This window comes from Companilactobacillus baiquanensis (assembly GCF_003946605.1).
GTDB lineage: Bacteria > Bacillota > Bacilli > Lactobacillales > Lactobacillaceae > Companilactobacillus > Companilactobacillus baiquanensis.
This window is the reverse complement of record NZ_RHOQ01000003.1, coordinates 146,861-162,615: the sequence shown is the minus strand read 5'-3', so window position 1 is coordinate 162,615 and position 15,755 is coordinate 146,861. Positions and strand designations below refer to the sequence as shown.

Annotated in this window: 14 protein-coding genes; all 14 read right to left on the bottom strand. The window is 35.3% G+C overall.

Annotated elements, in window-relative coordinates; genetic code table 11:
- Window positions 1-7: 7 nt before the first annotated feature.
- The 14 genes from EKM77_RS06355 to EKM77_RS06290 all read right to left on the bottom strand — a co-directional run bounded on the left by EKM77_RS06355 (window position 8) and on the right by EKM77_RS06290 (window position 15,656).
- A complete protein-coding gene (locus EKM77_RS06355; RefSeq protein ID WP_125593226.1) occupies window positions 8-853 on the bottom strand; it encodes an ABC transporter permease in 846 nt (281 codons plus the stop codon).
- The gene (locus EKM77_RS06350) at window positions 846-2,045 is read right to left on the bottom strand and encodes a quaternary amine ABC transporter ATP-binding protein (RefSeq protein WP_125593225.1); all 1,200 of its coding nucleotides are present in this window, start codon (window positions 2,043-2,045) and stop codon (window positions 846-848) included. The genes EKM77_RS06355 and EKM77_RS06350 overlap by 8 nt, the downstream gene beginning before the upstream one ends.
- Window positions 2,046-2,318: 273 nt before the next feature.
- Window positions 2,319-3,293, bottom strand: a complete 975-nt coding sequence (locus tag EKM77_RS06345) for an electron transfer flavoprotein subunit alpha/FixB family protein (RefSeq protein WP_125593224.1) — start codon at window positions 3,291-3,293, stop codon at window positions 2,319-2,321.
- Window positions 3,294-4,091 (bottom strand): electron transfer flavoprotein subunit beta/FixA family protein, encoded by a 798-nt coding sequence (locus EKM77_RS06340; protein WP_125593223.1) that lies wholly within the window; start codon window positions 4,089-4,091, stop codon window positions 3,294-3,296.
- Window positions 4,092-4,100: 9 nt separating this feature from the next.
- A complete protein-coding gene (locus tag EKM77_RS06335; RefSeq protein WP_125593222.1) occupies window positions 4,101-5,225 on the bottom strand; it encodes an acyl-CoA dehydrogenase family protein in 1,125 nt (374 codons plus the stop codon).
- A gap of 286 nt (window positions 5,226-5,511) precedes the next feature.
- Window positions 5,512-6,768 carry a D-alanyl-lipoteichoic acid biosynthesis protein DltD gene (gene dltD, locus EKM77_RS06330; RefSeq protein WP_125593221.1) on the bottom strand — a complete coding sequence of 419 codons (1,257 nt, stop codon included), beginning with the start codon at window positions 6,766-6,768 and terminating at the stop codon, window positions 5,512-5,514.
- 3 nt (window positions 6,769-6,771) lie between these two features.
- Window positions 6,772-7,011 (bottom strand): D-alanine--poly(phosphoribitol) ligase subunit DltC, encoded by a 240-nt coding sequence (gene dltC / locus EKM77_RS06325; RefSeq protein WP_125593220.1) that lies wholly within the window; start codon window positions 7,009-7,011, stop codon window positions 6,772-6,774.
- A 13-nt stretch (window positions 7,012-7,024) separates the two neighbouring features.
- Entirely contained in the window at window positions 7,025-8,245 is a 1,221-nt protein-coding gene (dltB, locus tag EKM77_RS06320; protein WP_125593219.1) for a D-alanyl-lipoteichoic acid biosynthesis protein DltB, read from the bottom strand.
- Entirely contained in the window at window positions 8,238-9,758 is a 1,521-nt protein-coding gene (dltA, locus tag EKM77_RS06315) for a D-alanine--poly(phosphoribitol) ligase subunit DltA (RefSeq protein WP_125593218.1), read from the bottom strand. The genes dltB and dltA overlap by 8 nt, the downstream gene beginning before the upstream one ends.
- 20 nt (window positions 9,759-9,778) lie before the next feature.
- Complete coding sequence (locus EKM77_RS06310; RefSeq protein ID WP_125593217.1) at window positions 9,779-9,928, bottom strand: teichoic acid D-Ala incorporation-associated protein DltX; 150 nt, start codon at window positions 9,926-9,928, stop codon at window positions 9,779-9,781.
- Between the two features lie 627 nt (window positions 9,929-10,555).
- On the bottom strand, window positions 10,556-10,987 hold the full coding sequence (locus tag EKM77_RS06305) for an RbsD/FucU family protein (RefSeq protein ID WP_125593216.1): 432 nt from the start codon (window positions 10,985-10,987) through the stop codon (window positions 10,556-10,558).
- Between the two features lie 3 nt (window positions 10,988-10,990).
- A complete protein-coding gene (locus EKM77_RS06300; protein WP_125593215.1) occupies window positions 10,991-12,331 on the bottom strand; it encodes a sugar porter family MFS transporter in 1,341 nt (446 codons plus the stop codon).
- A 13-nt stretch (window positions 12,332-12,344) separates the two neighbouring features.
- The gene (locus tag EKM77_RS06295) at window positions 12,345-13,847 is read right to left on the bottom strand and encodes a rhamnulokinase (RefSeq protein ID WP_225425198.1); all 1,503 of its coding nucleotides are present in this window, start codon (window positions 13,845-13,847) and stop codon (window positions 12,345-12,347) included.
- Window positions 13,848-13,868: 21 nt separating this feature from the next.
- On the bottom strand, window positions 13,869-15,656 hold the full coding sequence (locus tag EKM77_RS06290; protein ID WP_125593213.1) for an L-fucose isomerase: 1,788 nt from the start codon (window positions 15,654-15,656) through the stop codon (window positions 13,869-13,871).
- Between the last annotated feature and the right edge of the window lie 99 nt (window positions 15,657-15,755).

Genomic DNA, 15,755 nt, shown 5'->3' with positions numbered 1-15,755 from the left:
ATCCCTCCTATCCTCTATGATCTCTTGTTAATGATTGTGTCAATCTATCTAAAATAATTGCTAAGATAACAATTGCTAAACCGGCAGCAAATCCGCCACCAGCATCATTTCTACCAACGGCAAAGTAAACTTTAGTACCAAGACCCATGGCACCGATCATTGAAGCAATAACAACCATTGATAGAGATAACATCATACTTTGGTTAACTCCGGCCATTAAACTTGTCTTAGCTATTGGTAATTCAACTTTGAATAATTTTTGCCATTCAGTTGAACCAAAAGAATCAGCGGCTTCGATCAGTTCATCTGGAACTTCACGAATACCCATATTGGTCATTCTAACTGTTGGAGGCATAGCAAAAATAACTGAGGCAACAATACCTGGTACCATTCCAATTCCAAATAATGCTACAGCTGGTATTAAATAAACAAAGGCTGGCATTGTCTGCATAAAGTCAAGAATTGGTTTTAAAATAACTTCTGCTACATGACTCTTAGCCATCAAGATTCCTAAAGGAATACCGATAACTAAAGCAATCAAACTAGATGTTAAAACTAAGGTTAGAGTTTGTGTCATATCTCTCCAAAAATCCAGATTCCAAATCAAAAGTAAACCTAGAAATTCAAAAATAAGTAAACCCCAACGCTGATCACGTCGATTAACATAAAATGTTAAAGCTAATACTAAAACAATGAATAACCAAATTGGAATAAGGTCAAATACCCATTGAAAGGCATTATTGATTCCACCAATAAAATTAGTTATCGCATTGAAAAACCCTGTAAATTGTACTAACCAGTCAACAAAACTGTCGATCCAACTAGCCAATGGTATTTGTGGGATACTACTCAAATTCACTCACCTCATTTCCTGCCAAGGCACCAAGAACAGCACCACGAACAATAATTCCTTTAAGCTGTCCTTTATCATTAGTAACAGCAAATGGTATACCTGTTTGCGAAATATCATCCATTAAATCAGAAATAGGTGTTTCTTCATTAGTAGTAGGAACGTCTGTCTTAACTACTGAGCGAAGATCACTACTATCATGTCTAACCAAGCCAATAACATCATTAGCATCGACAATACCGATCAGTTTACGTTTATTATCAACAACATAAGCCGTTGAAACTTCATTATTCTTCATTCGTTTCAAAGTAAGTCTTGGACCGGCTTTATCAATATTGATAGTTACTGGTCTGATCATGACGTTACCAGCAGTAAGAACTTTACTACGATCAACGTTTTCAATAAATTCTTCAACATAATCATTAGCCGGATGAGTCAAAATATCTTCAGGTGTTCCCGTTTGAATAACTTCACCATCACGCATGATCATAATGTGATCACCCAATTTCAAGGCCTCATTTAGATCATGGCTAATAAAAATTATTGTTTTCTTTAGTCCTTCTTGAATATCTAGGAGCTGATCTTGCATATCGGTTCTATTCAGTGGATCAAGAGCTGAGAAAGCCTCATCCATCAAAAGAATTTGTGGATCATTAGCTAATGCACGGGCAAGTCCAACACGTTGTTGCATACCACCAGATAATTGATCTGGATACTCATCGTCATAACCCGTAATTCCTACTTGTTCCAATGCCTTTTTGGCTCTTTTACGACGTTCAGTTTTATCAACGCCTTGAATCTCTAATCCATATTCGGCATTTTCAATAATGGTTCTATTAGGTAATAGACCAAAATTTTGGAAAACCATACTCATCTTTTTACGGCGAACTTCTCGAAGTTTCTTTTTATCCATCTTCATTAAGTTTTCGCCATCAATTAAAACTTCTCCGTCAGTTGGTTCGATCAACCGATTGATCATACGAACTAATGTAGATTTACCACTACCGGAAAGGCCCATAATAACAAAGATCTCACCATCATCGATCTTAAAGTTGGCTTGATCAACACCGACAGTGGCGCCGGCTTCTTTCAGAATTTCCGATTTAGTTTTGCCTTGCTTAATAAGTTCTTTTGCTCGGCCAATATGTTTACCAAAAATCTTAGTTAAATTTTTAACTTCAACTTTTACGCTCATTAAATCCTTCTTCCCTATTCTGATATATGTTTCCTTTTAGTAACTAATCTTAACTTTACGTTCAAATATTATTAGTCATAATATCGTTAATTTAAGGTTTAAAATTAACCTTACAAATTATCATCCTATGAAATAAAAATGCTATTATTCATAAGTTATAAATAATAGCAGCACGCTTTTACACTAACAAAAATATATCATGTTTGCAAATAATAGAACTTATCTAAACTGAAAAAAGCGATTTCCATCATCTGATGAAAACCGCTTTATCTGTTATTGTAGCGCCTTTTCCAAGGCCTTAGAAAATTCTTCGGCATTTCCTACATAGTAGTAGTCTGAATGCTTAAAGATCGGAGCATCTTTATCTGTGTTAGCAGAGACAATTGTTTTAGCATTAGAAATACCTGCTGTATATTGAACTGCTCCTGAAATACCTAGATTAATAAGAATATCAGGTGATACACTTTGACCACTTTGTCCGATTTGATCGTTGATATCAAATTCTTCAAGGTCTGTTAATGGACGAGTAACTCCGATAACAGCGTGCAATTTATCAGCCAATCTTTTTGCATTAGTTAAGTTTTCTTCGGTCTTATCTCCACGTCCGATGGCAACGATTCGATTAGCTTCAGTTATACTTTCAGCACTCTCTTGTGGTAAAGGTTTGCTTGAAATAGTTAACTGTTTATCCTGAACAACTTTCAAGTTAGTAATGTTGATAACCTTTGTCATAGGATTATTAAGTTTCTTAGCTTCAAAAACGTTTGAACGGACTGTTGCCATTTGTGGACGATGATTAGGAACAACGATCTCACACATGATATTGTCACCATATGAGGGTTTAGTTTGTACCAAAGTACCATCATCTTCAAAATGAAGATCTAAACAATCTGCCGTTAATCCTGTTCTTAATCTTGCTTGCAAGCGTGGTGCGAGTGAGCGTCCAACAACTGTAGCTGCAAAAACAAAACTATTAGGACGACCTGTTTTTTCTATTAAAGTATCCAAAGCATTGGTCATTTCTAAATCATTACCTTGAACAAGTTGATCATTCTTAATAGTAATGATTTTATCAGGACCATATTCTTTGATGTCTTCTTCTAAAGATTCAGAACTTCCTTCAACGAGGACAACTGTTACTGGCAATTCACTGATTTGATTCATTTTTGTAATTAATTGATATGTAATCGGATTAACTTTATTCAAATCAACTTCAGCAAAAATCCAATTTTCTTTTAAAAATTCCATTTACTTGTCCTCCACTAAAATATTCTTATCTTTTAAGATCTTAACTAATTCATCAGCTGCATCTTGAGGATTATCAGGTAGTTTGTAATTATCTTTAACGACTTCTTTAGGTGATGAAATACTTCTAACTACTGATGGCGATCCTGCTTGTCCAACGCGATCAGCATCTAAATTTAAGTCACTAGCATGCCAAGTTGTAACTTCTTTTTCAAAACTTTTGGCGATCTCAACAATATTAACGTATTTAGGGTCATTGGCTTGATCAGTAACTGTGACTAAAACTGGTAATTTAGCAGTAATATCTTGTTCAATATTTTCAAGATAACGTTTGATTCTTAGGCCGCCTTCTTCAACATCCAATTTACTTGCGTATGTAACTTGAGAAATATCTAAGAATTCTGAAATAATTGGTCCCATTTGACCAGTATCAGCATCAACAGATTGTTGACCCAACAATACTAAATCGACATCGCCGATTTTTTTAATTGCTTCACTTAAAACATATCCTGTGGCAAGTGTGTCGGCACCCGCAAAGGCACGATCTGATAAAAGAACTGCCGAATCTGCTCCCAATGCTAAAGCTTCTTGCAATGAAACTACAAAATCATCTGGTCCCATTGTCATTACAATAACTTCTGCATTTGTTTTCGCCTTTATCTCAAAAGCAGCTTCTAAGGCGTGGCGATCATATTGATTGATGACACCACTGATGCCGCGACGGTCAATATTTTTAGTCTTCTCATTGATTTTAACGTTGGTTGTTTCTGGTACTTGTTTAATTCCTACAACTATTTTCATAATATCCTCCTAAGCGCGACTTTCTGCTTCTTTTAGGGCAATTGCTGTTCTCATCTTTTCAACGGTACCTTCAGCAATTTCCATAGCACGGGCGTCTCTGATCAAATGTTCAATTGGATAATCCAAACTATATCCATAACCACCAAGAATTTGTAATGAATCATCACCAGCTTTAACAGCACTTCTTGAACCATAGGCTTTAGCCATTGCTGCTTCTTCTTCATAATCTTGTCCGTGATCTTTCATCCAGGCAGCCTTTTGATAAAGTAACTTAGTTGTTTCTTTAGAAATAGCAATATCAGCGATTTTTCTTTGAATACCTTGCATTTGAATGATAGGTGTATCGATTGCTTTACGATGTGTTGCATAATCAGTAACTAAATCCAATTCATGTTCCATGATTCCTGTTAAAACAGCTCCCATAAGCACACGGGCATCATCATGGGCACTATCACCGATTTCTTTTCCCATACCGACTTTACCAAGTAAATGTGACTCATCAACTTCAATGTTATTCATAACGATCTCACCAACTGGAACACCAGTCAGACCTAAGAAGTTTTCTTGTTTGCCATATTCAAAGCCTTCCATTTCGTTATCAACAACGAAGAATGACAATTCATCTGGTGCAGTTTTGACAAGCACACAATAGATTTCGGCAAGACCACCATTAGTGATCATAATTTTATCTCCATTAATGATCCACTTATCACCACGTTTTTCAGCATGTGAATTAATTCCCATCGGATTAGAACCACCGCTTGGTTCTGTCATCGAGAAGGCAATAATACGATTCTTCGCCTGTGGTAAATATTCATTTTTTAGTTCATCATTACCATATTTCACAATCTGATCAACTGATTTGAAATGACCTTCTAAAGTAACTGCTAGACTGGCATTACCCTTAGCGATCTCATTGATGACTTTGGCACTAGTACGTCCATTAAAGCCGGCACCACCATATTCTTCGGGTAACATCAAACTCAAAAAGTCATTCTCTTTTACTTTTGACCACAAGTTATTTACGTAAGAACGTGTATGATCTATTTCCATATCGTAAGGAGCCACTTCATTTTTTACGAATGCTTTAACCATTCTAAGTAAAATATCTTGGCTGATTGTTTTTTGGTCCATTGTAATTCTCCTTTTTGTTAATTTTTTCACATACTTGAGCAAAAAAATATCTTGGTTCTTTATGGTTTCTGAATTTAACTTTATAGACACATCATATAACATACTTTCGTAAATGTAAATAAAAATAATATATTATTTATTATTCTTAAATTATATCAAATTAACTTCATGGAGATAAAAAAAGCCTGCGACTTAGTCACAGACTTTTCTGGATACATTGCTTGAGGGGAAACACAGTATCCAATTATTGCGGGCTTTACTTCCCTTACCTGCCAGGCTTGGGAAGTTAAAATTTAGTATTATTAGCCCATGTGTCGGTTAAGAAATAATTGTTCATTCGATACTGTGTTTGACTTGGATCGGCATTTTTATCCTTATAAAAATTCTTCAAATGCTTGTCTAGCATTAACCATCCACGCCATCCCATATGAATAGTATCTTCAGCAATATAGTTTTTGTTTTTAACATTGGTTAAATCAACGATGTCATTGAAACCTTGAGATTTGAGTTGATAAGTTATCTTCTTATCAAAATTGATCAAGGCACTCTTTGGCATACCGGTGTACTTAACCCATTTTTCATTAACCGGTTGAATAACAAACATTACTTGAACATGATTTTGCTTGAACATGTACAGTAGAGCTTGGAAATCATTATATTCAGGTGAATGCAGATAATCAGCATGACGATGAGAATTCTTATATGTATAGATTCGTTTCATCAATTGCTTCTTATAAAATGAATCACCAATTTGTAAATCATTCTCATGTGAATGTTGTTTTGCCATTTTAGCCGCTAATTTATTTAGTTTCTTATAATCATAATCATCTGGAAGTTTGGATGCTGCTTCATCTATTTTTTCTTGATGATCATTCAAAAAGGCTGTTCCAAATAAATTATCTTGGCTTTCGAGGCTTGCTCTAGTGAAATGTTTGACGTAAAAACGCTGAGTTTCAGTAATTTTTTGTCCATTAGCAATTCTTTGAAGAGCTTGATTCTCAATCGGTCCTTCTTTAACTCCCAAATCAATTGCACGACGGGCAACGTATTCATTCATTTCTTTATTACCGTGATTAGAATTTAAAATAAATCCACTCAATTGCATTGGTGATAGGAAATATTTAAAAGCATCCGTTCTAATCCCTTTTTTAGTGAACCATTGCGGAGAAATGATAAAAACCGCTTTTTTATTCTTTAAATTAGTCATCCCATTAACGTTGAATGCTTGGGTTAATGAAGCTGTTCCGGGATTACCTAATAAGAAGGGTTTATTTTTCCAGTGATATTTTTGTGCCATCGAAGATGGATGAAATGGATCCATTCTGGAAAGTTCAGATGATCCAATAATCGGAATGTAGTTTTCCTTTTCAGCCGCATTCTTTACATCCTCTCCCTTTAAGACACGAACATCTAAAGAGGTAGACGCCTGATCAATTTTTGTCGGTGTAATTGTTTTAAATTTGATGGGCGTCCATAAAAGTACCAATAAGGCTATGGCAGCAACTATTACAGGTCCAAAAGTCATCCACAACTTTTTTTTCATAGGTTATTCCAATTCTGTAACACGATCAGAGATTTTATTAACTGTTGACCATTGTGAACGATCAAATTCTGAAACTGGAACTTGAATACCAAATTCATCCTGTAATGTTACGAGTACTTCAACCGTTGCCATTGAGTCCAAAATACCATCAGCAAATAAATTTTCATCTGGATCACTGCCGACATTGTCCAAACCTGTTACATCTTTTAAAATACTAATAATCTTTTCTTTTTTTTCGTCCATAATTGTTCTCCTTTTATTGGAACCATAGTGTATTTAAGAAACCTGAGAAAATCAGAAAACTGAAACATACGACATTGAACGTTAGAAAAATTGCGAATGCTTTAGTTAATTTATTACTTGGGATCTGTTTACGATGTTTTTTCTTATATCTTAGCCATGCATCATTAGTGATCATCGCCGTAGCATGGAAAATACCATAGACGATGTAGTACCAAGTCTCACCATGCCAAAATCCCATGATAAGAAATAATGTTAAATAACCAACATTTGCCATTGTGATTCGACTCTTGATCAATTTTTTCTTCATCATGAAGAACATCAAACGCATGTAAATGAAGTCTCTGAACCAAAATGATAAAGTTATATGCCATCTATTCCAGAAGTCTTTTATGTTAACTGACTGGAATGGACGTTTAAAGTTCATTGGAGTATTAACACCCATGAAATTACTAATTGCGACAGCAAAAAGTGAATATCCAGCAAAGTCAAAGAATAAATACATACTGTAAACATACATATAGGCTAATAACGCCCATGAAATACCTAGTGGGGCTTGGTCACGATATGATAAAGCCAAAATTGAAACTTTCGGCAATAACAACGTTCCAAAAAAGTATCCTAGAACGAATTTATAGACCAAACCGAGCATTAACTTGTTAGTTCCACTCTTTAACATCCCTAAATACTTTTCACGACTAGGTATATTTAAAACATCCTTTTGAAAACGGGGAAATCTATCGATTGGTCCAGAAGAAATAGTTGGGAAGAAGAGAATAAATCTCAAGAATTCTGTCACCTTAACTTCTTTAATGGCACCATCACGAATTTCCATGATCATCTCAACTGATTTGAAGGTTAAATAACTGATACCTAGAAAACCAAATAAAGAGATTGTAGGATTTTTTATTAGTGGATCAATTTTTACAAATACTAATGGGACAATTGCAAGAACAACTGATAATGTAAAGATCCAGAAGCTGTTCTTATTATTTTTATTTCTGCGATACCTTAGATACGAGAATATGACCAACATTTCAAATAAAATATAGAAAATAAGAGAAATACCTTGCAGTGACTTATCTCCAAAGAAAGTAATCGACAAAATAATCAAAGTTGCAATGGTTTCATACCATTTGAACCGTTTGCCGAATAACAATCCGATCATTATGGGAAGTAGTAATACGGTTAAGTAAATAAAGTAAGCGGGGCTACTATATGGAGTGATATTATGCATTAACTTCGCCCATCAAAGCCTTACGATCAATTTTCCCATTGCTGCTAATTGGTAGATCTTCAACAAATTGCAATACATTTGGAATCATGTACTCCATTGTCGTCTTTCTTAATTCGTCTTTAATTTGAATGTTGAGTTCTCGTTGATCAAGTTCTTTAAACTGATTTTCCAAAACAATATTAGCGATTATCTTGCTGACTTGTTTCTTATTGTTGTAAAGCGGCACGGTACAGGATTGTTTAACTTGAGCCAGATTACCTAACAACGAGTCGATCTCTTCAAGTTCAATTCGATAACCATGCATTTTGATTTGAAAATCAGTCCGTCCTTTATAAAAGAGCATGCCGTCTTGCGATTCATTGACCATATCACCGGTATGATAGTAAATTCTATCGTCAATCTCTTCAAAAGCACGTTTTGTTTGTTGTGGATTATTTAAGTAACCTTTAGAAACATCCGGGCCACTAACCATCAATTCACCAGTTTGATAACCATTGGCATCATTTACCGCATTATCTAAGAAATGATGCATGTTGCCCTTTAAATAACCAATTGGCAAACGATCATATTTTACTAAGGTTTCTGGTGTTATCTGAACTGAGGTTATAGCAACCGTATTTTCGGTTGGACCATATGTGTTATAGAGCTTAGCCTTAGGAAATCTTTTAAGTAGCTTTTGTGCTGTGGCATGAGTTAACTCTTCCCCACAAAAGATAAACTTATGAAGATTTTGGACATGTTCATGATCAAAATTTCTAAATAGCAGACACATTTCAAAAAATGATGGTGTAGATATCCAAGTATCAAAGTTGGAGTCTAAAATAGCCTTTTCTAATTTACCAAAATTCTTTGTTGTATCTTTATCAACTACATCTAAAGTTGATCCACTTACTAGACCTGGATAAATACTAAAAACAGACAGGTCAAAGGAGAACGGTGCTTGTAACATTATTTTGCGATTATTATCATAGTCGAACTCTGCGCAAGCCCAGTCGACAAAGTCTAATAAATTATGAGTAGTAATCTGAACACCTTTAGGAGTACCAGTAGTTCCGGAAGTGAAAATAATATAGAAATTATCATCATCACCAATACTTAAAGCAGAATCATAAATATCATCTTCGGAATTCAAAGCATTTTCTATTTCTGCTTTAGTAATAATCGGAGTATCGATATGAAAATTATCAACCTCACTCCAATTTAGAACTAATACTGGATGTGCAACTGAGTTAATTTGAATGATTCTCGATGGGTCTGAGGCGTCATCAACAGGAATGTAGGGATGTCCAGCTTTTATTGCACCCAGGAACATTACCAACATTTCAAATTGCTGACCACCGTAGATTATGATGGGACTTTTCTTAGGAAGAAATTTTTCTTGTAAAAGATTAGCGATTCGATCTGACTCTTCGATCAATTCTTGATAGGTTCTTTTTTCAGAACCGTTTTGATAACAGATCCCATGAGGATTTGTTATAGCTGTTTTAGTGATTCTTTCAACTAATTTGTTCATGTGTTTCCCCTTCTTTCTTGCTAGAATTCGTTATAAATAAACTTGGCAGATCCGACCCCGCTATATCCATAGATGTACAAAAGCACTATGAAAATTACGAAATAAGCAACAGTTTTAATAACGAAGATCGTAGCTGGCTTTTTTAAAAAAATAAATAAATTATTTTTCATAATCTACACCTCTTCGGAGAATCCTTTCGTAAAAACTATCTAACCATTCAAAATATATAGATCTTAATCAAGTAGAAATCGATTTATTCACCTGATTTATAATCATTATAATAAAAAGGCCTCTTGTAAAAGAGACCTTTTTTGTAAATTAATTTTGCGGTTTTTGACGCATTCTTAGTCTCTCTAGGGATTTTATCGTTATTTGTTTAAACAAATAATTTAATATTATTTTATTGAGGTAAATCTTTTATTGCCCCACCCAAATTGGGTTTATAAATCCCTAGTTCGATATTAAACAGATTATTTTCTGTAAATCATTCTTTGAATTATCGTGCTGCAGACAAACACCTAGACAAAGGTATTCCCCGCGTCTAGCAACATCGACAAGAATAATTCTATCTAAATATTTGCCTGTTTCAAGCTTATTGGCGAAACGGCAACTCTTTAAATATATTATTTTCATCTTTTTTCAAGAATTTTTATTGTTAAAAACAACTAACTAACGTCAGTAATTAAGCATTTTATGCCAAATTAAATATTTCCGCATATTTGACAATCTGACAACAAAAAAAGAGGACACGTTTTCCGTCGTGTCCTCATATGTAGAAAGCAAATTATGCAAATTTATTAATCTTTTGGAATTACTACACCTTTTTTAAGGATCAAGTTTCCATATAGAGCTGTTTCACCGGTTTGAATAATTGCAAAGCATCCCTTAGAATACTTGTAAAAATTCTGTCTTTCAATAGTTTTAATATTGTATTTAGGAAAGGCATCTCCAATATCCTTTTTATATGTGTCCCAAATATCTGGACGAGGATCACCTTCGACAGTTTCCATTAAAATGGCTTGATAGTCTGAATAAGTATCAAGTGGCATTAATTTAAGAATTCCTTCCAATAGCGTTGGTACACCTAATCCATCGGCACGAATAACACGATCGTTATTTGTCAAAGCTGGATAGTTTCCATCAGCTAAAAGGATCTCATCTCCATGTCCCATTTCCATAAGACATTTAACAAGTTCTGGAGATAATTCTTTAGGAATATTATTTAACATATTTTAAGCCTCCTTGTGTTCCCAATATGATTCAATTTCTTCAAGTGACTTACCTTTTGTTTCAAGCACATACTTATGAATGTACCAAACAGCAAATAGTGATAAGGCAGCAAAGAAGTAGAAAATGTTAATTCCGATAGCTTCCAAAATAATTGGGAAAACTAGTGAGAATAAAGCGTTAAATAAGTATTGTGTAAAGGTGATAACACCCATTCCCAATGCTCTGGCTTTTAGAGGAAGAATTTCTGGAACATATGACCAGAAAACAGGTCCTAAACCAAAACCAAACATAAATACATATAGGAAGATCGAAATAACAGCGATTGTAGCATTATCTGACCAAATACACATGGCAATGGCAGGTAATACTTGTCCACCTAAACTAATTTCGAGCAGTTTCTTACGACCTAAGCGGTCAATGAATGGCAATGATACTAAAGTTGAAATAACTAACGCTGCACCAACACCAAAGTCAGCAATAATACTTGCATGTGCTAATCCTAAGTTATGGAAAATCTCTGGTGCATAGTAAACAGCAGCATTGATACCTGTAAATACTTGGAAAGCTGTTAAGACGAATAGTAAAGTCAATACTGGTCTAAACTTACCAAATAATTCACCCAAACCAGCTTCTTTAGTCTTTAAGCTGTTTTGAATATCAACAATTTCGCCTTCAACTTCTTCATTTGTAACACGAACTTTCTTTAAAACTTTTCTAGCTTTATCAACTTGTCCATCTCTGATAAGCCAACGTGGACTTTGAGGACTGCACATCATACCAACAGTAAAGATAACAGCTGGAACAACTCCAAGTCCTAGAGTCCAGCGCCAAGCGTTATTTTCAAGGTTATAAGCACCTACACCGTATGCACCTAAGATACCGATGTTAACACTTAACTGATAAAGCGATGACATTAAACCACGAATATTTTTAGGAGCTAATTCTGATAAATAAATCAATCCGTACATATTAGCAATACCTGCAGCTACACCTAGAACCAATCTGGCAAACATTAAGAATGCTGTTGATCCAGCCATGGCCGACATAATACTACCAATAATAAAGACGATACCTCCAACGATCAAAACATTTCGCCGTTCAATTTTTTTCTCTAGTGCCGTAAAGACAACGATCGATGGTAAAGCACCGAACAAAAGGAAACTTACAACTAGCCCTTTTTCTGCAGCATTCAAGCCGAATGCACTAGTAATTGATGGAAGTGCCAATGAAATAGCACCTGAATCATAACCATAAAGTAATCCGGCAAATCCACCAAGAATAGCAAAGACGTAAACTATTGGAGCTGTTTTGATTTTCTTTTCTGTATCTTGGACTTCTTCCATGATTTAACCCCCTCTAATTAACAATTTCTTTCTTCAAGATTTTTGTAAAACCGTCGATTCGACTATTTAATTCATCTGAATCCATAGCTTGTGGGGTTATTATTCTAGTGTCAAAAGAACTCTTAACGATGCTTAAACGTTCTGCATCATCTTTGAAATATCCAAGTGCTTTAAATTGAGCTAGTACGTTACCTGTAACACTGGCCTCAGTTGGTCCGGTTTGAATTTCTTTCTTACAGAAATTAGCCGTTAATTGTACAAGCAACCTATTTTTGATCCCACCTCCAAACATATAAATTCGTTTAATTTCTTCATTAGTAATACTTTCAAGATTATTGATCGTATCACGATAGCTTAAAGCTAAACTTTCAAATACGATTTGTAGCAATTCACCACGTGAATTAGGAAGTTTTTGATTTGTTTCTTTTAAGAACTTAATGATTTTTTCTTCCATATTACTTGGTGTAGCAAATAATGGATCATTTGGATTTATATAACTACCAATATGTTCAGCATCTTCAGCTTCATCAACCATCTTACTGAATTCAACCATTTCGCCTTCAAATGACCATTCTTTTTGAAGCTCCTGGACTATCCATAATCCAGTGATATTTTGAAGTAGACGATTTCCACCGTCAAAACATCCCTCATTAGTTAAACCAGCTTCAAAAGCTTGTTCAGTTACAACTGGTTTATCAGTTTGCTGACCAACGATCGACCAAGTACCACAACTGATAAAGGCAACATTTTTAGCTTCCTGATTTGAAATAGGTAACGAATAAACTGCGGCACCTGTATCATGCCCAATTCCGTCGATAACTTTAATGTCAGAATCCAAATGTACTTCTTTGGCAATATCTGGCAATACATTACCAAGAACATGTCCACCATGTTGTATATCTCCAAACCATTCTTTCTTAAATCCTAAACGATTGAAGACATCATCACTCAAATCACGGCTGACTCCATCTAAGAGTCCACTCGTTGAAGCAATTGTAAATTCATTAGATTTAACTCCACTGAAGAAATACTCTACCAAGTTAGGCATAAACATGATATTAGCAACTTCGTCTTTTAGATATGGATGTAAGTTCATATCCGCAAATAATTGGAAGTTAGAATTAATTAAATTAGGTTGTACACCAGTTAAAGCAAACAATTCTTTAGGCGTAAGTTTTTCATAAAGTTTATTTTCAAACTCTTCTGTTCGTGTATCACGATAACTATGAGGAGTTAAAAGCATCTTCCCATCGCGTCCTAGTAGTCCATAATCAACACCCCAAGTGTCAACACTTAGACTATCAATTTTTTTGAGGTCACGTTGGGCGATCATCAATCCGTATTTGATTTCTTGGAATATTTTTAAATAATCCCAATATAGAGAATCGGTCAATTCTATCGGTTGATTAGAAAAACGGAACTGTTCTTTCAGTTCCATTTTTCCATCTTTTAAAGATGCTGAAATTATTCTTCCTGAACTTGCACCTAAATCAACTGCGATCACATTTCGTTTCATTAGATACACATCCATTCATTTTTAGTCGTATAGTGGTCCAAATGTCTTACATGCATTAAAGTCAGCAGCTTCAAGGTTAGCTGTACCAAGTGAAGCCCATGAACGTGGTCTGAAGATCTTGTCTTCATCAACGTTATGCATGTTAACTGGTATACGAAGAACAGATGCTAATGTGATAAGGTCGGCACCAATATGGCCATAACTAATTGCACCGTGGTTTGCACCCCAGTTGTTCATTACGTCATATACTGACTTGAATGCACCTTTACCAGTTAATTTTGGAACGAAGAATGTTGAAGGCCAGCCTGGGTCAGTACGTTTGTTAACAACATCAAAGACGTTTTCTGGTAAGTCAACAGCGTATCCTTCAGCGATTTGTAATTCTGGTCCAACACCTTTAACGAGGTTAATACGTGACATTGTTACAGGCATACCTTCTGGTCCACCCTTTGTAACATAGTTACTTGAGAAACCACCGCCACGGAAGTAGCCGATATTTGCAGGGATCCAACGTGTATCTTTAAGATTTGCTTTAGCTTCATCTTCTGTTAAGTCATAGAATGGTTTGATAGCTGGTTTGCCATCGATCTTTTCATCACCAGTTGCATCAAGTGTTTGAGCACCTGAGTTTGATAGATGTAAGAATCCATTTTCTGCAAGACCTGTTAATTTAGTACCTGTAACTCTTTCAACAGCATCTGCACTCCAATATGTACGAACATCAGCAAAGATTTGAGGTGTATTTGTTAGTAAGTAGTTGAATAACATTGATGTACCATTCAAACTATCATTTTCAGTAGCAAATACGTGTGGTGCATGAATTCCGTTCCAGTCATATTGTGAATTCATCATTGTTTCCATGTAGTCACCATTAGGGAAATGATCAGTCCATTGACGTTGACCTTGGAATCCGGCAGCGATTGCATAGTGGCCTTCTGACTCTTCTTTGAATCCTAATTCTTCAAGAGTTGTATTACCATCCATTAAGTCTTTAGCAATCATGTACATCTTGACACATTTTTCTAATTGAGCTTCTTTTTCTTCATCACTAAACTTGTTAGGATCATCTTCGTTATATACATCTGGTCCAACTGGTGTATATTCTTTAGCCCATGCAAGAGCCTTCTTGAATTCTTCTGGATCGTAGATCTTTTCGTCCCAACGACGAACGATTTCTGACATATCTACATATTCATTACGCATACCTAAGTAATCTTGGAAGAAATCAGCATCTGTGATTGATCCACCAATACCCATGGCAACATTACCAATTGATAGATATGCTTTATTGTGCATAATACCAGTAGCAAATGCAGCTTTAGCAAAGCGAATGATCTTTTCTTTGACATCATCTGGAATTGAAGTGTCATCTGCATCTTGAACATCTTCACCATAGATACCAAATGCTGGAATACCCTTTTGAGTATGAGCAGCAAGTACAGCAGCTAGGTAAACAGCACCTGGACGTTCTGTACCATTGAATCCCCAAATTGCATGAGGCAATGTCTTTGTCATGTCCATTGTTTCACTACCATAGCACCAGCAAGGTGTAACAGTTAAAGTACCACAAACATTTTCTTTATCGAATTTTGCTTTTGCCATAGCAGCTTCATGTACGCCACCAATAGTTGTATCGGCAATAACAGTTTTTACAGGAGTTCCATCTGGATATTTTAATGTGCTTTCAATCAACTTAGCAGCTGATTTTGCCATTTCCATTGTTTGATCTTCGAGTGATTCACGAATACCACGTCTACGTCCATCGATTGTAGGGCGGATACCCAATTTCGGAAATTCAGTTTTTAACATAATGTAAACCCTCCATTTTTTGTGTTTGTACTTCATCCACGCCTAGAGTATAAAACGCTTACATCAGTTCATTCAATGGATTCCAGCACTTTTGAATAA